At 47.3% G+C, this 17894-nt stretch carries 22 protein-coding genes; 10 read left to right on the forward strand and 12 right to left on the reverse strand.

Going from position 1 to position 17894, the window contains the following annotated elements; translation table 11 throughout:
- Positions 1-32 precede the first annotated feature (32 nt).
- From BBB58_RS01705 to BBB58_RS01720, 4 genes are all read right to left on the reverse strand, one after another.
- Positions 33-506, reverse strand: a complete 474-nt coding sequence (locus tag BBB58_RS01705; RefSeq protein WP_074035099.1) for a DMT family transporter — start codon at positions 504-506, stop codon at positions 33-35.
- An 11-nt stretch (positions 507-517) separates the two neighbouring features.
- Entirely contained in the window at positions 518-1192 is a 675-nt protein-coding gene (locus tag BBB58_RS01710; RefSeq protein WP_074035100.1) for a Crp/Fnr family transcriptional regulator, read from the reverse strand.
- A 14-nt stretch (positions 1193-1206) separates the two neighbouring features.
- Positions 1207-1632 (reverse strand): DMT family transporter, encoded by a 426-nt coding sequence (locus BBB58_RS01715; RefSeq protein ID WP_015880345.1) that lies wholly within the window; start codon positions 1630-1632, stop codon positions 1207-1209.
- A 109-nt stretch (positions 1633-1741) separates the two neighbouring features.
- Complete coding sequence (locus BBB58_RS01720; RefSeq protein WP_074035102.1) at positions 1742-2401, reverse strand: type 1 glutamine amidotransferase domain-containing protein; 660 nt, start codon at positions 2399-2401, stop codon at positions 1742-1744.
- Between the two features lie 374 nt (positions 2402-2775).
- Here BBB58_RS01720 and BBB58_RS01725 point away from each other — a divergent pair, with 374 nt between their 5' ends.
- Entirely contained in the window at positions 2776-3879 is a 1104-nt protein-coding gene (locus BBB58_RS01725; protein ID WP_074035103.1) for a glycerol dehydrogenase, read from the forward strand.
- Between the two features lie 17 nt (positions 3880-3896).
- Here BBB58_RS01725 and BBB58_RS01730 read toward each other — a convergent pair whose 3' ends face one another.
- Positions 3897-4364: a hypothetical protein gene (locus BBB58_RS01730; protein ID WP_074035104.1), complete on the reverse strand. Its 468-nt coding sequence runs from the start codon at positions 4362-4364 to the stop codon at positions 3897-3899.
- Positions 4365-4419: 55 nt separating this feature from the next.
- Positions 4420-4638, reverse strand: a complete 219-nt coding sequence (locus BBB58_RS01735) for a hypothetical protein (RefSeq protein ID WP_074035105.1) — start codon at positions 4636-4638, stop codon at positions 4420-4422.
- A gap of 174 nt (positions 4639-4812) precedes the next feature.
- Between BBB58_RS01735 and BBB58_RS01740 the strand changes: the two genes are divergently transcribed.
- Both BBB58_RS01740 and BBB58_RS01745 read left to right on the forward strand, forming a co-directional pair.
- A complete protein-coding gene (locus tag BBB58_RS01740; RefSeq protein ID WP_074035106.1) occupies positions 4813-5652 on the forward strand; it encodes a M15 family metallopeptidase in 840 nt (279 codons plus the stop codon).
- A 76-nt stretch (positions 5653-5728) separates the two neighbouring features.
- Positions 5729-6067, forward strand: a complete 339-nt coding sequence (locus BBB58_RS01745) for an antibiotic biosynthesis monooxygenase (protein WP_074035108.1) — start codon at positions 5729-5731, stop codon at positions 6065-6067.
- Here the strand turns inward: BBB58_RS01745 and BBB58_RS01750 are convergent.
- A complete protein-coding gene (locus BBB58_RS01750) occupies positions 6047-6748 on the reverse strand; it encodes a CBS domain-containing protein (protein ID WP_074035110.1) in 702 nt (233 codons plus the stop codon). The two genes, BBB58_RS01745 and BBB58_RS01750, sit on opposite strands and share 21 nt — an antisense overlap.
- A gap of 114 nt (positions 6749-6862) precedes the next feature.
- On the opposite strand from BBB58_RS01750, the gene BBB58_RS01755 reads away from it, so the two are divergent.
- A complete protein-coding gene (locus tag BBB58_RS01755; RefSeq protein ID WP_074035112.1) occupies positions 6863-7594 on the forward strand; it encodes an AzlC family ABC transporter permease in 732 nt (243 codons plus the stop codon).
- A complete protein-coding gene (locus BBB58_RS01760) occupies positions 7591-7890 on the forward strand; it encodes an AzlD domain-containing protein (protein WP_074035113.1) in 300 nt (99 codons plus the stop codon). Before BBB58_RS01755 ends, BBB58_RS01760 begins: the two co-directional genes overlap by 4 nt.
- Before the next feature lie 34 nt (positions 7891-7924).
- Here the strand turns inward: BBB58_RS01760 and BBB58_RS01765 are convergent, their stop codons facing one another.
- Complete coding sequence (locus BBB58_RS01765) at positions 7925-9403, reverse strand: HD-GYP domain-containing protein (RefSeq protein WP_074035115.1); 1479 nt, start codon at positions 9401-9403, stop codon at positions 7925-7927.
- A gap of 103 nt (positions 9404-9506) precedes the next feature.
- Positions 9507-11258 (reverse strand): mechanosensitive ion channel, encoded by a 1752-nt coding sequence (locus tag BBB58_RS01770; RefSeq protein ID WP_074035117.1) that lies wholly within the window; start codon positions 11256-11258, stop codon positions 9507-9509.
- Positions 11259-11482: 224 nt separating this feature from the next.
- Between BBB58_RS01770 and BBB58_RS01775 the strand changes: the two genes are divergently transcribed.
- The 4 genes from BBB58_RS01775 (at position 11483) to BBB58_RS01790 (ending at position 14046) form a co-directional block, all read left to right on the forward strand.
- Complete coding sequence (locus BBB58_RS01775) at positions 11483-11896, forward strand: methylglyoxal synthase (protein ID WP_015880332.1); 414 nt, start codon at positions 11483-11485, stop codon at positions 11894-11896.
- A gap of 2 nt (positions 11897-11898) precedes the next feature.
- A complete protein-coding gene (locus tag BBB58_RS01780) occupies positions 11899-12801 on the forward strand; it encodes a hypothetical protein (RefSeq protein ID WP_244150771.1) in 903 nt (300 codons plus the stop codon).
- A gap of 111 nt (positions 12802-12912) precedes the next feature.
- Entirely contained in the window at positions 12913-13428 is a 516-nt protein-coding gene (locus tag BBB58_RS01785) for a YflT domain-containing protein (RefSeq protein WP_074035120.1), read from the forward strand.
- 12 nt (positions 13429-13440) lie between these two features.
- Positions 13441-14046, forward strand: a complete 606-nt coding sequence (locus tag BBB58_RS01790) for a YflT domain-containing protein (RefSeq protein ID WP_074035122.1) — start codon at positions 13441-13443, stop codon at positions 14044-14046.
- A 41-nt stretch (positions 14047-14087) separates the two neighbouring features.
- Here BBB58_RS01790 and BBB58_RS01795 read toward each other — a convergent pair whose 3' ends face one another.
- The 3 genes from BBB58_RS01795 to BBB58_RS01805 are packed head-to-tail and all read right to left on the reverse strand — an operon-like array spanning position 14088 to position 17373.
- Positions 14088-15050, reverse strand: a complete 963-nt coding sequence (locus tag BBB58_RS01795) for a 2-hydroxyacid dehydrogenase (RefSeq protein ID WP_074035124.1) — start codon at positions 15048-15050, stop codon at positions 14088-14090.
- Positions 15051-15098: 48 nt separating this feature from the next.
- Positions 15099-16241 (reverse strand): YcjF family protein, encoded by a 1143-nt coding sequence (locus BBB58_RS01800; protein WP_074035126.1) that lies wholly within the window; start codon positions 16239-16241, stop codon positions 15099-15101.
- A 13-nt stretch (positions 16242-16254) separates the two neighbouring features.
- Positions 16255-17373: a GTPase gene (locus tag BBB58_RS01805; protein WP_074035128.1), complete on the reverse strand. Its 1119-nt coding sequence runs from the start codon at positions 17371-17373 to the stop codon at positions 16255-16257.
- Between the two features lie 80 nt (positions 17374-17453).
- Here BBB58_RS01805 and BBB58_RS01810 point away from each other — a divergent pair, with 80 nt between their 5' ends.
- Positions 17454-17843: a VOC family protein gene (locus BBB58_RS01810; RefSeq protein WP_074035129.1), complete on the forward strand. Its 390-nt coding sequence runs from the start codon at positions 17454-17456 to the stop codon at positions 17841-17843.
- Positions 17844-17894: the final 51 nt, after the last annotated feature.

Genomic DNA, 17894 nt, shown 5'->3' on the forward strand with positions numbered 1-17894 from the left:
GTACCCGTTTTGCTCAGAAAAATAGCCACTCCTCAAGAAGTGGCTTCGTTGACAGCTTGTTTGGCGATAGCCGCCGTCTGAGACTGTTTAAAGAGAATGACCCCGACAAGAAGGATGGTGAGCCCTACAATTTGTCCGGCCGATAACGTGATTCGAGGCATCCCGAAGGCTCCGTACAAATCGACAACTAACGCCCAAATGAGTTGTGACACGAGAATGAGTGACACAGACAATGTGGGTCCGAGTAACTGGATGCTGCGCATGACACAGTACACGACACCGACACCAAATAAACCACCGAGCCAATAGATTGGCGACAAGTCACGTAATCCAGCAAGATTTCCTCCAAATAATACTAACGGGATGATGGATCCGACCAAACCAACGATAAAGACCAATACGGTGGTGGCCCAAGCCCCTAAATTTGTATTCATTTTCGCGTTGACCGCCGCCTGTACGCTAATAAACGCCCCAGCCACAGCCGAACAGATGATACCAAAAATCATATAACTCCTCCTTACTCATAAAACATGCCGTTCGCACGTTCTTTCAATCGTTCACTATTTAAAATGATGACTTCTTTTCTCGTTCGTTTGACCAATCCTTCATCCACGAATGCCTGCAACGTTCGGTTCAAGTGACGATAACTCGTCCCTAGCCACTCTGCGACTTCTTTCCGTTTCAGTTGACTCATCTCCGCTTGAAACAGTTCATTCCCAGATTCACTGAGTGAGATCAAGTAACCGGCCAACCGCTCTTCGAGAGTCGACATGAGATGATTCGACGAGGCGTTTGCCTCGATGAATAATTTTTCGGACACGCCTCGTAACAGATGCTCCGTGAATTCGACCGTGCGATTATATCGTCGAAGCGCCTCGAAAGGGATGCGCAGACACGTCACGGGACCGACCGCTTCAACCGTATGCAATACATTGCGTCCGCTCGCATATTCGATATCTCCAATCAATGTTGGAGCAGCCTTCAGACGCAACAATCGCAATTTCCCTTCTTCACTGAGCGTATAAATTTTGACACGCCCTTCAAGGACGACGAATAAAGATTCGATGTGCTGATCGTTCGAACATAACATGGTCCCAGACGCATATGTCACTACGGACGAGGACTCAAGCGTTTCATTCGAAAACAGATGATTCCACTGCAATCGTTTCAGTGCATCCATAATATCCATCATGTAAAGTGAACTCCTTAAGAAAATGTATAGATTCCGATTCCAACAACCATCAAGACGAGTCCCATGACCTGTCCCGTGTTCATCGGTTTCCGTTTGACACCAAACCAACCATTCAAATCGATGATGAAGGCTCCTACTAATTGTGCCACAAGCAATACACAGATTGCCCATGTGACCCCTAGTTGTTGAATCGCCGTCAATTCGCCGAAGACAACGAATACACCGAACAATCCTCCTAAACTATAATACCAAGGTACGCGCTTGAAGGCTGTCATGTCCGCATCTCGCTTGAAGAAGTAAATCGCAAGTGCCAACAGAAGTCCGACAAAATGAACGATGGTGACGGACATCCATGCGCCTACCGCATCTCCTAGTTTTGCATTAAAGATTCCTTGAAGGGCGATGAACGTCCCTGATAAGATGGCAAATAAAATTCCCATGTCATTCCCCTTTCTCTCCGTCTGACTTTACGAAAAGAAAGAAGACTTGAATAGGACATATGTCCAAACACTAAAAAGCAACTTCGACATTCGAAGTTGCTTCACACGATTATCCGAGTAGCTTAACAAGTTCTTTCCCGACCGCTTCAGAAGACTGAGGGTTCTGACCAGTGACGAGACGTTCGTCAACTGCCACGTTCACCGCCCAGTTGTCAGCTCCTTTGAACTGCCCGCCTTGATTGCGTAGTCCCGTTTCAAGTAAGAACGGTACGGCAGAATCGAGTTGCATCTCTTTTTCTTCCGCATCGGTGAACCCTGTCACCTGTTTATCTTTAACGAGTGGCTCGTCGTTGCTGAGTTTCACATTGACCAATCCAATTGGTCCGTGACAAACTGCCCCGACAATATTTCCACTTTCGTATACGTTACGAATGACACGTTGTAATGTTTCATTCCCTGGGAAATCGACAACTGTCCCGTGACCTCCCGGTAAGAAGATTGCATCGTACGACTCGTCTGCGACTTGATCGAGACGGGCTGTGTCTTTAAGCAATTCCCGTGTGTTAAGAATGTCTTCTGACAAACCATCTTCTAAACTATTCGCATCGATTGGCACGTCTCCACCTTCGATACTCGCGACCGTCACTTTATACCCTTCTTTTTCGAACAATAAATAAGGGACGGCAAACTCTTCAAGCCATAATCCCGTTGCATGACCATTTGATAATTGACTTGCTGACGTTGTGACAATCAGTACATGTTTCGACATACTCAATTCCTCCTTCAAGAAAATCAACATACGACTCTAGTGTTCCCGATTCATCATCTGTTAAACCCGATGACCTGTCCGCTCACGACAAGGCGTAACTTTTTTTAACCTGGTTATTTATTCATCCTCCCTTTTTCTTACCACCTTCTATACTGAGGAAGAATTGCAATTCCAACCCATGAAGGAGACGTGTGCTATGACGAAACGAATGAACGACTGGGGATTTCTCATTGTCGTCGCCATCATCATCCTATTGCTTGTGCTTGGTCAGCTGCCGTTCTTCATGTAATCTTCACGTATATTCTTTACCAGTTGTAGTATGATTGCCTTGTAAGCACTTACACCAAACCTGATATGAAAGGATGGAGTTCACTATGTCAGAACGCATTTTCATCAGTCCGGCCAAGTATGTGCAAGGGAAGCAAACGATTGATCGCATCGGAGAGTTTGTCGCTCACTTCGGTTCCAACGCTTTACTCATCGCGGATGACGTCGTATGGGAGTTGATCGGCGAACGGGTGACCCAGTCTCTGCAAGCGAGCCAGCTCAAGGCGACGAAAGCTGATTTCATCGGAGAAGCGTCGAAGCACGAAATCACTCGAATCGCTACAGACGCTAAGAAGCATGAAACAGCGTTTGTTATCGGTCTCGGCGGTGGGAAAACGCTCGATACAGCAAAAGCGGTCGCAGATGAATTGGATGCGCGTATCGTCATTGTACCGACCATCGCCTCTACGGATGCACCGACGAGCGCATTGTCGGTCATATATACAGATGAAGGCAATTTCGAAAGCTACCGTTTCTATAAAAAGAATCCGGATCTCGTCCTTGTGGATACGGAATTGATTGCACAAGCACCGCCACGCTTCTTAGCGTCAGGTATTGCCGATGCATTGGCCACATGGGTGGAAGTGCGAAGTGTCCTGGCATTCGGAGGCAAGACGATGGCTGGCGGTGTCCCGACACTTGCAGCGGAGGCGATTGCCGAACGGTGTGAAGAGGTTCTATTCACATATGGGATTCAAGCGTATGAAGCTGTGAAAGCAAAAGTCGTCACACCTGCGCTTGAAGCTGTTGTGGAAGCCAACACCTTATTGAGCGGGCTCGGCTTTGAAAGTGGTGGCTTGGCTGCAGCCCATGCCATTCACAATGGATTCACCGCACTTGAAGGAGACATCCACCATTTGACGCACGGTGAAAAAGTTGCATTTGGAACACTCGTGCAACTCGCACTCGAAGGACGCCCTCAAGAAGAGTTCGAGCAGTATGTTGCCTTTTATATGGCACTCGACTTACCGGTCACACTTGAAGATATCAAATTAAAAGATGCATCTCGAGACGATATCTTGAAGGTCGGGAAAGCGGCCACGGCAGATGGCGAAACGATTCATAGCGGTTTCGATGTTACACCTGAAGAAGTTGCTGACGCCATCATCGCTGCGGATCGCTATGCACGTCTTTATAAAGAACACCTATAAAAACAGCGAGAGGAAGCTCACACGGCTTCGTCTCGCTGTTTTTTGTTCAGGAAGAATGATGAGAGAATTCCGACTCCCATACAACTGACCGTCAAAAGGAAGAACGTCAGCTGGTTCATATAGATGATATTCGTGAACTGGTTCCATCCTTCTGCGTACGACTCATTGGCTGATAAACGAATTCCTTCTCGAAGAGACGTCGCCTGTGATTGGTTAGTCATCCAAGCTATACCGGCCATGACGAAACTTCCGATCGCTAAACTGACCTTTCCAAACGGTCGCACAGAAGAGACGACTCGATATGTCAAACGAATGGTGATCCAAATAAACAATAAAAGAAACGGCCATCCAATCAAGAGAACAATCCAGTATAGATTCCCTTCACCCGGTGTTTCCGAGTAAGGGGTCGTCAGCACTTCACCGAGCTTAAAGATTCCAAACGTGATCAACGTCACGATAAACCATGCTTTTATCAATTTCTCCATCTCAACACCTCGTCCTCAGTATAGCAAAAACACTGTATGCGTCTGCATACAGTGTTTATTCTTTCGGTCGGACGACGTAATAAATCAAAATGACGAGCCACGTCCACACTCCTGTGAAAATCCCGATAATCCCGACGATGAAAAAACCAAGCGGAATCATCGATTTCGTTCGATTATAGTCCTTCCACATATTCGATAGCCCTTTGATATTAAAATACAAAAAGGCAAAGAATAGGACGAGCAATAAAAGTGGTAAACCGACTAAAGCTTCCATTCGCTCACTCCTCTCTACGATCTCATTCGTTATTTTAATTGTAATGGATTTCTTGCTCACCTTCATCGGGCCCAAGCCGTATCCTCTTCCGACCTAAAGATGGATAAAAGATGCACAATCTATCAAGAAAACGGGAAAAGGAACATCATCTAACTCTCGAGGAGGCGTTTTGCCATGAAGTCCTTGCGTATCTTGATCATTTGTTTGCTGTTGTTTCAAGTGTCGCCGGTGACAGCGGCATCCTCGTCCCCACAACTAGGTTATACGATTAAAACGACGTATTTGTACGGTCGTGCCATGCAATCTTCTCCAATTCTTAAGACGCTACGAACGAACGTCCCGGTCCGCTACACGACCTGTAACCGGAGCTGGTCGAACGTCTATATCGGAAATACGAAGTACTTCACTCCCTCTGCCAACTTGAAAGCCGGCATCCCTAAAATGCCTTCTGCAGACCGTTTACGACTAGTCAACAAGGCGAATGCACTCCCGTCCACTTACCGTTCCCCACAACTTGTCACATTAACCATTCCAACTGTTTATCAAAAAGGGAGTGAACGGACCTTGATGACAGCGGAAGCAGCATACGCTTTGGCTAAACTATATTACGCCGGTCGGAAGCAAGGTCATACGTTATACGCCCTTAGCGCCTACCGATCTTACTCGACACAAAAGTCACTCTATGCCTATTACGTCAACACACGTGGGGTCGCATATGCTTCAAAATATGTGGCACGTCCCGGTCATAGTGAACATCAAACGGGTCTCGCCGTTGATATGACGAGTCAACGCATGCGTCTAGGGCTATATGAATCCTTCGACCGATCGCCTGAAGGGAAATGGATGCTTCAAAACGCCCATCTCTATGGATTTATCGTCCGCTATCCAAAAGGAAAAGAGAAAATCACGGGATACAATTACGAACCTTGGCATTTGCGTTATGTCGGTGTCACTGAAGCGACGATGATGAAGCAGAAGAACTGGGCGTTCGAAGAATGGTGGAGCAAACGTTGAGTGAGCATCCTTTTTCAGGCATTTCCCTGTTCACGTTATAATGGAGTCATCTTATTCGTATAGGGGGAAATGTGGGATGTGGATTGTGATGAACAAACTAGACGTTGAAAAAGGAAAGGCCGACGCGGTCAAAGCACGCTTCGAAACGACAAAAGGAATCGAAGCGATGGATGGCTTTGTCCGTATGCAAGTGTTGACGGATACGTCTGATGAGGCGATGGATCATGTCGTCATCATGACCACATGGCGTGATGCAGACAGCTTTGAGAACTGGCGCGACAGCAATGCTTATAAGCACGCCCATAAGAAACGTGATGACGGGACTTCAGAAGTGAAACCAATCGTCCTCGGCAACACCGTTACCCAATATGAGGTCGCCATTGAACATCTTGCCTCAACGGAGCGCGTTCAATAAATCTTGAGGACGGATGATGCCGAGTAGCGGTTCATCTGGATTTCCGGTCTCTGTAATCAGAAGGGCGTCATATCGTGCGCCCTCTTTCATTTGCGTAAAGCAGTGCTGTGCCTCGATTACGGTCGCATCCTTTCGAATGAATCGATACCGGTGCATATGCGGATCGTGGTGGAGCACGTGCTTCACGCGAACTCCTTTGAGTGACAAGTTGGGCCCGTCGATTGTTTCGGCTAGCCAACTGGTCACTCCTTTTTTCGTCAACAGTCCGCGCCAAGACCCATTGTCATGATATACAGGGAATTGCGAATAATTTTTATCTCGAATCTCCCGGAGTACTTCCGTCAAAAAATCTTCCGACTGAAACGTCACCACCGATTTCGCAAACAATGGAATGACGAGACGTGGATGAAGGAGCTCTCGCTCTACTTCTAAAATCAATGCAACAAGCGACTCGTGTGGCTCCGCGATAATAAAATCAGGTTCACGCCGCTCATGGACGATGGCATTTCGTAGTTGACTCATCTGATGTAAATCTTCTTTATACCGGTCGATGATTGGATTTTGTTTCGCTAACCGATTCACCATGTTACTAAAACTGAAATGTTGCCCATCTCCCATCTCTCGACTCAAGTAGTCCTCGATTCGATGATAGGATGCCAAAAATTCTTCAGCACGACTCATGTGATCACCCTCCTTAACGATACATGTATACCCTCTTTTTTATCATTTGAGCAGGAAACCGTTTATTCATCCCGAATGACATAAAAATCATCTTAATTATGGAGGAGGGCTATCATGGCGACTTCGATTCATCCCACATCACCAACTTCACCGCAACCCACGTTTCGCGCAGGACTACGCGCCGGCATTCCCGTCGCCATCGGATATATCCCGATTGCGATTGCCTTCGGTCTTTTGGCACAATCTTTCAACTTGCCGAATGCTATCACATTATCGATGTCCTTTTTGATCTTTGCCGGGGCAAGTCAGTTCATTACGGTACAACTTCTGATGGCCGGTTCGATGTATTGGGAAATCATTTTGACGACGTTCATTCTAAACTCTCGTCATTTTTTAATGTCCGCCTCACTATCCCAACGGATTGAGAGTACATCTCGAAGACTATTGGCTACCATCGCGTTTGGTGTGACCGACGAAACGTTCAGCATCGCCTCTACTCGTCAAGAGGCCCGTTCCGGTATGTTCGTGCTCGGGTTGAATACAATCGCATTTCTTGCTTGGAATGTCGGGACGTGGATGGGGGTCTTCCTCGCCTTCGGTCTTCCAAGCACATTACAGGCGAGTATGGGGATTGCGCTATATGCGATGTTCATCGGGTTACTCGTTCCATCATTAACGACTCGTCCCGTCTTCGTCGTAGCAAGCTTAGCTATCATTATTCAAGCCATACTCCATTGGGTCATCACCCCGTTCTTCTCAATCTCAGATGGGATTCGAATCATCGTCGCGACCGTTGTCGCAGCCGGATTCGGTGCTTTTCTATTCAAGGAGGAAGAGGTCACATGATATCGTTGTTTCTACTCGTTCTAGGATTGGCACTTGTCACGTATCTCCCTCGCCTCGTCCCGCTACTCTGGCTAAAGGAATTGGCGTTACCGGCATATATGAAACGATTTCTTTCCTTCATCCCGTATGCGGTACTGGCTAGTTTGATTTTTCCGGGCGTCCTATCCTCCACGACCACCACCTCGTCTGCCTTATTCGGAGGAGTGGTAGCCACTTTCCTGGCGCTACTACGGGTCAACCTCGTCGTTGTCGTCATTGGAGCTGTATTCGGGGTATATGCCTTTCAAACTATATGACAAAGGAGCGGCACACGAGGTGCTGCTCCTTTTCTTATGCTGATATGGCCTGACGACGAAGCTGGACGAACACGTCCACAAATTCCGCGTCCCATTGTGTTCCCCGACCGCTCTCCAATATGGAAAGCGCCTTTTCCACTGGCATCCCTGACCGATAGGGTCGATCTGATGTCATGGCATCATAAGCATCGGCAATCGCCATGATTCTTCCGAATAACGGAATGTCGACCGCATGTAAGCGGTCCGGGTATCCTTTCCCATCGATTCGTTCGTGGTGCGATCGAACTCCGGCTAAAATCGGTTGAAGCGATGCAGGTAAATGAATTTGACTCAAAATATGGATGCCAATGGTCGGATGTTCTTGAATTTTTGAAAACTCTTCGTCTGTCAGCTTCCCTTCTTTTAGTAGGACGTCATCTCGAATTCCAATTTTCCCGATGTCATGTAGAAGTGCCGACTTGTTGAGTAAATCGACTTGTGCATGCGGTAAGCCAATGGCGCGAGCAAGCTCAACGGAATACATCGCGACACGCTCAGAATGACCTGCTGTGTAGGGATCACGTGCATCGAGCGTTGCTGCGAATAAAATGAAGAGGCTGTCTAACAGCTGTGCGTTTTCTTGTTCACGAGCAGTTACCGTCTCAACCATTTGATTGAATCCCCCAATCAGTTGGGCGAACTCATCTAAGTACGGATTCTCGATTTTCTGAAGTTGTCCCGACTCCATTTGTTCGATGCCGGACGTCAAAAATCCAATCGGACGTTTGATGTTGTCATAGAGTAAGAAACTGCATAACACCGCAATTCCAACGATGATGACAAGAATCACGAGCGCCCAATTCCAATACGTATCCGTTCGAGTCGAAGTCGACAATTGGACACTCGACGCCAACATGAACAACATGATGGGAAAGATACCCGTAATGAGCATACTGATCAATAATTTAGTTCGGACACTAAATGATCGATACGTTGCATGAATAGGCAGATGATAAAGTTCGAGATGCCTTTCTTTCATGTATACAAGTAATGGCTCAACCGATCGAACCGTCAAAAAATATTCAATCAAGGCATGTAGTACCGCAATCATGACGGCCCCGATTGCAGCCAAGCCGATCAAACGATAAGGTAAGTCAATCCACCCCATCTGAATAAAAACGGCGGTTAAACCAATTGACGGGATGGATAATCCAAACAAATGAGGACCTAAAATCCGTTGCACCGTTAAAATCGGGAATCGACTCGCTTGTTCGAATGCCGACGTCAATTCGTCAATCGATGGGGATTCGGTCATAAAAAGCTGTCGTATCGGTCGAATGTGGCGACGGTATAAGAGTAGTTCTGAGAAAATCATAACTATCCCTGACCCCAACATGATGCCTAACAGTAGTAAAATCTCTCGAATGGACAGGTCAAGCGTTTGAAAAATAAAGACACCACCTACTCCAAAGACAGCCAAACCTGAGCCGATGATATAGTTCATCACGAGCGTCCGTTGAAAACGTTCAAACATTCCCCTCACCCCTACACTCTTTTCTTTTACTATCGACCAGATTTATGCTTGAGTTGAACACAAAAAAACGGATCTCCTTGTAGGAGACCCGTTCAAGCATCGATTATGGGCGTAACGGACCATCGTTATCATCAAGTGATCGATTGTCCTGATCCGGAGTGATGTTTTCATGGAACGGATTCGGTTCCGGTCCATCAACATGGTCAACTTTTGGATTTTGAACATCTCGCTTCAACTCGTGTTTCGATTGTTCCGCTTCATGTTTCGACTGCTCCACGCCTTGCTTCGCTTGTTGTTTTGCAGCTTCCGCTTCGCGGCTCATCTGTTCTTTCTCCTGCTCGAGACCTTCTTTTGAAACTTCCGTTTCATCAATACGTCGCTCTGCCTTTTTCAAATAACGTGCCGCCGTCTCGCGACCACCAAGACCGAAAGCAAGACCGAAGGCAAGGGCAACAGCTCCAAGAATAAGAAGGAATGCTGTATTGACAATCATCGGTGCGATGCCGAGCTGACTAATTGCCATGAAGAAGACGAGTCCGAGAATCGCATACTTCGCTACGTAGCGAAGCGCACTCGGTTGTCCAGCTCCATCAACAAGTACACTTCCAACTAAGCGCTCTGCCATGTTCGCCAACCAAAATCCGACTGCCAAGATGATGAGTGCTGCAATGACCATCGGCAAGTAAGCAAAGATGGCTGTTGCGAGGGATGCCATGAACTCAAGATTCGCGACTTGAAGCGCTTCGGATACGAAGAGCAAGATCACGATTACTTGGACAATGACACCGACCACTTGGGCAATTGACATCGAAGACGCACGTTCCCCGAAGCCCATTTTTTGAGCCAACGAGTTGACGCCAAGATTTTCAAGAAGTGATACAACGACCCCTTTCAACCATTTTGCAACGAACACCCCGACGAGGACGAGGACGATCGCAACGAGAATGTCTGGAATCATGACCAGTACATCATTGAGCATCGCAATCGCTGGTTCCGAAATCCCTCGAATATCGAGCGCCTCAAGCGCCGAAATCGTCACCGGAATCATGATGAAGATGAAGACGATTGTACCGATTGCTTTCGCAAGACTCGATCCCTTCACGTAATCAGATAGATGGAATCGCTCTGCCAAGCGATCTAGTCCTGCAGCTTCGAGGAATTTCGTCAAAATGTCGCGGACAATCTTCGCAACCACATATCCGATTGCAAAAATGAGCGCTGCTGCGACAAGTTTCGGAATGAATCCGAGGAAACTGTTCAATAAATCTTCGAATGGTCCGCTGACCCCACGAAGTCCAAGGGCGTCAAGTACAGCCGGTAATGCCAATAAGAGCACGAGATAGAAGACGATGTTCGCGACCGTGTCGACCCACTTCGTTTGGTTGACGCTTGTCGATTCTTGCCCCGTTTTTTCCATCAACTTGCTCAAATTCAAACGATGTCCCGCCATTTGAATCCCTTTTTTCAACAGGGTAGCGATGACCCAGGCAACGAGTAAAATCAAGCCGGCTTTGATGACACCGATAATCAATCCAGAGAATCCTTCATAAATCTGACTGAATGGTTCCGTAATGGCTGGAACGTTCATGAATTCAAAGATGATCAGGAATGCGAGGAGTAATACCCCAAAGAACACGACTTTTCCGATAATGCGTTCAGGGGTCCACTTTTCTCCTTTCTCCTCATTTTTTTTGATACCGGCCCGCTCATCGAGTCGTGCCTTCTTCAATGCTTTACGTGTCACGTTTTCCAATACTTTTGCCAAGATATAACCGACTACAAGAATAACAATTGCCAGCAAAAGCTCTGGTAGCCATGACATGAACGTATTGAAGTTATACGTTGTGTTGTTCATCGAATCTTCCTCCTTTTTCACATGAAATGATTGTTTTTATTTAACAGTGCTATTTCATACATACCTATATTTCAAAATCATCAAACCTGAACTGTAAGTCAATTCGTTTACATGACTATTACGATTCATTGGAAATGGGTACGTTAGTTTAAGAGAGAAATCGTGCCAAATGAAGTCAAATATGATACGAATAACAAGAGACGTCATGTTAGGAGGAATTTAGGATGAATATCGCTCTAGTGGCTCACGACAAAAAGAAAGACGATTTAATCGTCCTCATTAAAACGTACGCGCATATTCTAAAAAAGCATCAGTTGTTTGCGACCGGTACAACGGGTAAACGGATTGCGGAAGCGACTGGCTTACCTGTTCATTGCTTCCGATCAGGACCGCTTGGTGGGGACCAAGAAATCGGTGCTGCCGTCGCACGCGGGGAGATGGATATGATCATCTTTTTCAGAGATCCATTAACTGCTCAACCTCACGAACCGGATGTGAGCGCATTGATGCGTCTTTGTGACGTCTACTCCATCCCACTTTCGACGAACATGGGAGGAAGCGAGATTTTGATTCGAAGTATCGAGCAAGGTGATTTCGAGTCACTTAAACTCTCTCATAATGACGAACCACCCGCTTGACCATGACAAACCAAGAAAGGAGAGGAATCTCCCTGGAACCGAATATGATTCACGACCCGAACGTCCAACAGTTCTTTAACGAAGTGCGCCAGCGCCTCATCGAACTTCTTGGAAATGAGGCGGAAGCGGACCGACATCTACTCGCACTCGCTGGCTACATCCGGCATGCTGAGAAAAGTGGTCAGTCGCTCGAAAGCCTTTTAAATCAAGATCCTCAGGAATACGCTCGTTTCCTCATTGAACAACCCGAAACAAATGAAGAATATCGTCGACGCTATCACGTGTTGATTGATGCCTCGGATGAATTAAAACCTCATGAAAAAGCGCAAGCAAACCGGGAATTCGATTGGGCCGTCAATCAATTGGACGAAGCCAAGCTTTCGTTAAAAGAAATCGAAGTGCGCGACCTTGCCTTCCTCGCCTACACAAAGATTGAAGCACTCAAATCGTCTCGTACGATTTGGAACCGCTTCGGCTGGCTACTCGGCATGATTTTGGCATTTGCCTACGCCAACTTACTGCTCGTGATTGACGATGTCTTTAGCGGTCGACTATTCACCGCCCCCATGTCGACGTATCCAATTGATTATCTGGCCTTCCTGTTACCCGTCCTCGTGACCGGTGCCATCTTCGGCATATTGACCCGCTTCCGACATCACATCCAGACGCTAGGTCGGCGGATTACGTTCGCCTTACTCATCGTTGTCGTCTACATCACGTCCATTTTCCTGATTCAACCGCTCTTAATGACAATTGGTTGGTCATTCGTCATTCAGTTGACCCCACTCTATGCGCTCATTTTAATGGCAATCAGTGGCTTTATGGCCATCTGGACATTAATCGAGTTCGTCTGGAAGAGTACACGTTGTTCTCTCGGAGACGATACGCTCATGCTTTATTACTAACCACGCCATTCCTCTTAGGAGATGGCGTTTTTTGTTTCAATTATGGCGAGAACGGAAATTACTCCTATTGTGACGCTTGTTTTAGATTGAAAATTCTAAAGGGGGTATTCGATGTCAGATCGAAAAATGATTGGCCTGTTCCAGAGCGAACAGGAAGTCATGCACAAAGTGGAAGAGCTGAAAGCCGCAGGGGAGGCTGAAAAGAATATGCATGTGGTCGCCAAGCGGGACGGGGAAATTTCTGCGTTACGTGACCACACGGATGTGAATGCCGAGTCCGGTATCCGTGACGTCAATTGGCTTGACCGTGTCAAAGCATTCCTACACGGAAGTGACCGCATTCGTGATGAGTTACGCAATATGGGGCTCAACGATGCCGAAGCGGAACAGTATTATGATGCCATCGATGAAGGACAAATTTTACTCTACATCGATCGACACTCGTACGACCGCTATCCGAACATGTATAAAAAAGACAGTGAGCTCGATCATGATAAAGGGGAAAAAGCGGATGGGATCGCCTTTGACGCGAAACCATTTAACGATCACGACGAGAAGCCACGTGGTACAAAGGATGATCCGATTGTACGCGGTCATTCTGGATTAGAAGATCATCGCCGATTATAAGGAGGAACGACTATGAATGAGAAACGATTTATCAGCATGCACGATACGCAGGATGCAGCACTTGGGAAAATCGAGGAGTTGCGAGCGAAAGGTTATGAAGACTCCCACATTTATGTCGTCACAAAACATGAAGACAACGTTTCGATTTTGAGACGTGATACAGATGTTCATACGGAAGCGACCCATCAAGCGAGCTGGTTCGATAAGGTTCGGGCGTTCCTCAGCGGTCATGAAGACGTGCACGCCGGTCTACGCAACATGGGACTGAGCGAAGAGGAAGTAAAACGTCACTATGACGATGTAGAAGCCGGGAAAATCCTCGTTTATGTGGATGAAGACTTTGAACGTCGTCATCAAGACGGGGTGACAGTCGATTCGAAACCATATCAAGACGCATCATCGACTCATCTTGGTAGTCATACTGACGATGGATTGGAAATCGACTCAAAACCTTACCGTGAGGCTCAGACCGTCGACCCAAGCCATCCCGTAGACCCGGAGCAAGATAAACTGGATAAAGAAACGAAGAATCCAGATCGCGAGGAAAAACTACGTGGTCTCGATGATCGTGCTTATCGAAATGACGTAGAAGATCCGGATAATATCCGACGTTTCTAACATAGTAACAAAGAGCCTGACGCACCCGCGTCAGGCTCTTCTTACGTCAAACGATTCTTCGGTTCTTTCCCTTCGAGCACATTTGTGATGGCATCTCGATTCAATGCCATCATCGCCAGACGTGTCCGAATCGTCGCACTCCCGATATGCGGTAATGTCGTCACGTTCGGAAGCGTCAATAATGGATGACCGAGGTCGATTGGTTCTTTTGTGAATACGTCTAATCCCGCTCCCCAAATCTTCCTCGCTTTAAGTGTTTCATATAGCGCCTGTTCATCGATGATTTCTCCACGAGCCACATTGATGAAAATGGATGTTTCCTTCATCTTGGCAAACTCTTTAGCCCCGAGCATTCCCCGTGTCTCGTCCGTGAGCGGTGCGAGAACGACGACGAAATCGGATTGTGTCAATAGTTCATCGAGTTCCGCATAGGTGAAGCCATACATCGACTCCGACTCATGTCGCCGTGTCCGGTTATGGTATAGAACTTCCATGTCAAATCCTCTTGCCCGACGTGCGACCGCTTCACCGATTCGCCCCATTCCGATGATACCCAATTTCGCTTGATAAAGGTCCATCCCGACGTAGCCCATCGGCAGCCAGGACTTCCACTCCCCGGCGCGCAAGTCACGTTCCGCCTCTCCGAGACGTCGTGCCGTCATCATCATGAGACCAAACGTCAAATCTGCTGTCGTTTCCGTCAAGACATCGGGTGTGTTGGTGACGATGACGCCATTCTCTTTCGCTGCGTTCAAATCGATATTGTTATATCCGACCGCCAAATTGGAGACGACCTCTAAATCTGTGGCACGCTCAAACACTTCACGGTCAATCGTGTCGCTGAGCATGGTCCAGAGCGCATGCGCAGATGACGCTTCTTCTAAAAGAACCTCTCGCGGCACACTTTCCCCTTCATGCTTCCACATGCGCACATCGTATTGATCGCGAAGCGGTTCGACTGCCTCTTCTGGCAAGCGACGCGTAATATAGATTCGTTTTTTCATTTTTCTCCCCCTCTCTACACTTACTTGTAGTCTAACAAATGGGAGGCGTTAAGAGGGTTGATCCGCCTTCGGTTTTTGCTTCAAAAACTGTTCAAATAGCGATCCGAACTCTTGATTTAACAACTGTTCAATCGTTTTCGATGAATCCATAGCATTACGATAAGCGATTTCGTTAATTGCGAGTCCGATGGCCCACGTGATCCCTGATGCGACGGTCGCATTGATGACACCGGCCGCTGCGTTCGCTCCCGGGAAAAACTTCATGACGTTCAATAAGATCGTTTTCGATAACGTGCGACCGATTTGTGGAATGATGGTACTTCCAATGAGCGTCTTTAACAAATCATCACTCGCTTTGACACCCCAATAGCGAAATAGATGGACGCTCATCGTCACCTGAATCGGCGTCAATGCCACGGCATCAGCAAACGGGAGCGGAACCGCAGCAGCCGTTCCTGCGCTCGCGACATAGCCAGAGATGATTCGATTCGCCTTTTTACGCTTTAACTTGAGCATCGCTTCACTCTCTGCATGAATCTCCATCAAGAGCCCTTCCTGCAAGGAAGCATCTAGCTGTTCAACCGACCACGCAATCAGTCGTTCCCAATCCACATATTGACGCAACGCTTCATCGTTCAATATTTCCGAAGAAATGCTGACTTGGAAGATCGCTTCTTCCGGAAGGATTCCATTCAGTTCATTCCGTAATGCCGTCAGTTCCTCTAAATCGACCTGATCGATTTGTGTGAATAAGACAGCGACAGCGGTCGATTCACGTAGACGGCGAATCAAGGCCTTGTCGAGTGGTGTGACACGCTTTGTCGCAGCGTTGATGGTATACCAGACGAGATGAATTCGTTTGGATGCCTCTTGCCGCTTTGCGTTCTCCACAAACCCGATGACTTCCTCTTCGTAATGTTGTTGCCGCGCACTCCCGATCTCATATCCTTCGCTGTCGAACAAGGTGACTGCGATATCATCACTCGTATATTGATGAATTCCTCTTGTGACCGGTTCCCCGGCTGCTACTTTCGTCAAATCACGTCCAAACACGTAGTTCACAACAGAACTCTTTCCTGCTCCCGTTGCTCCCGCGATGAGGATGTTTGGTTTTTTGACATTACCCCGTAGCCGCTCGAGCTCTGCCTTTAAATCATAATCTTTAAAATCAAATCGTTTCGTCGATTCCATTTACGTTTCCCCCTTATGAGTTGAGCGTGCGACCAAGCTGACCCATCTCGCGCTCAAAGCCGCGTCGAATCTCTTCTTCAATCGTTTGTCTTACAGATGCATATTGTTGCTCGATGGCCTTTTTAATCCCTCGCTCTGCCGTCCGACGCTTGAATGCCCAGTAGATGAAGTGCACTCCAGGAATCATTCCGAGAACCATCTTTCGAACTGTTTTTCCGAACGAGTAGTCAAATCCGAGCTCAACTCGTCTCGTTCTAAACAAAAGGTCTGCTTGCTCTCCGACTAGCGGGTATCGTTGCATGAGTTGGATATAATGACGCACCCCTTCTGCCATCGCCTCTTCCGTCGTCAAAGCTGCCTCTTCAAGCGTCTTTTCTAAATCTTTCTCTATTTTTCTAGCTTTCCAACTGATCATCGCTTGCGGGGTTAGCATGCGAATCGTCTCTGACGAAGCGATACTACGAATTCGCCAATCCTCTAACTCTTCAAGAAGATGATTCGTCAGGTTAATGGGAAGTTTTCGCTCGATGTCTTTCCATAGGTTCGTCCGATTCCGATTCCATACCTCTTCGTATCCTCTTACCGGGACGTGTTTTCCTGTGAGTAACTTCTTTTCGACACTGTTGACACGGATGATGTTCTCTTCTTCAATCGGTAGTGCACGTAACAATACCCGTTCCATCGCCTCTGCCTTTTGTACACTCATCGGGTCGTCTTCATTGTAGTTAGTCAATATTAGGGCGACGTTGCTCCCCCGCTCATATAAAGGTTTTAAAATCGCCTCGAGCTCATATGCCTCGACACGTCCTGACTGCACCGACAACAAGTAGTAAATCGTATGAAACCACTCCGCGATATCGAGCGCGCCTTCACGCTGATGGACGATGGATAAGATCGCTTGATGCCACTCTTCAGAGCGGTCTGCTTCGAGCCCCCACGTATCAAAAAAACGAAACAAGATACCCCGCTCTAAATCGTAATACTCATATTCGTGAAGTCCTTCTGCGGTGACCGGACTTCCAGCACGCGATTCGGCGACGTCATGTCCATATATATAGTTGATAAACGCACTCTTTCCGACACCGGTCTTTCCGGCAATCAAAATATTTGAGACGAGCCCTGTCCGATCCATACGTTTCCTCCCTCATTCGTTGTATAGTTCAATTATACCGAACGGACCATTTTCAAACGTCCATCGAAAGGATGATTCTCATGCTTCACCATGTTGAGCTTTACGTTTCAAACCTACACGACAGTATACGTGCCTGGGAATGGCTCCTGTGTGAACAACTTGATTACACGCTCTATCAATCTTGGCCAGAAGGACGGAGCTATCGATACCGTGAAACATATCTCGTGTTCGTTCAAACGGAAGAGGCCCACCTGACGCCACCTTATCACCGAAAAAAGACTGGTCTTAATCACTTGGCATTTCATGCGTCCTCCCTCGCACAACTAGAAGAAGTTCGGCAACAACTTGCATCCCACGGGTTTCGTGAATTGTACGCGGACCGCTTCCCCCACGCAGGTGGCCCAAACTATACAGCACTATTTTTTGAAGACCCGGACCGCATCAAAGTTGAACTCGTGGCAGCGATGTGAACGGTTTCTTGAGAACTTCTTGAAAGTTTGTGAAAACAATTGCAAACTTGA

It is taken from the genome of Exiguobacterium profundum, from assembly GCF_001909285.1.
GTDB classification, from domain to species: domain Bacteria; phylum Bacillota; class Bacilli; order Exiguobacteriales; family Exiguobacteriaceae; genus Exiguobacterium; species Exiguobacterium profundum.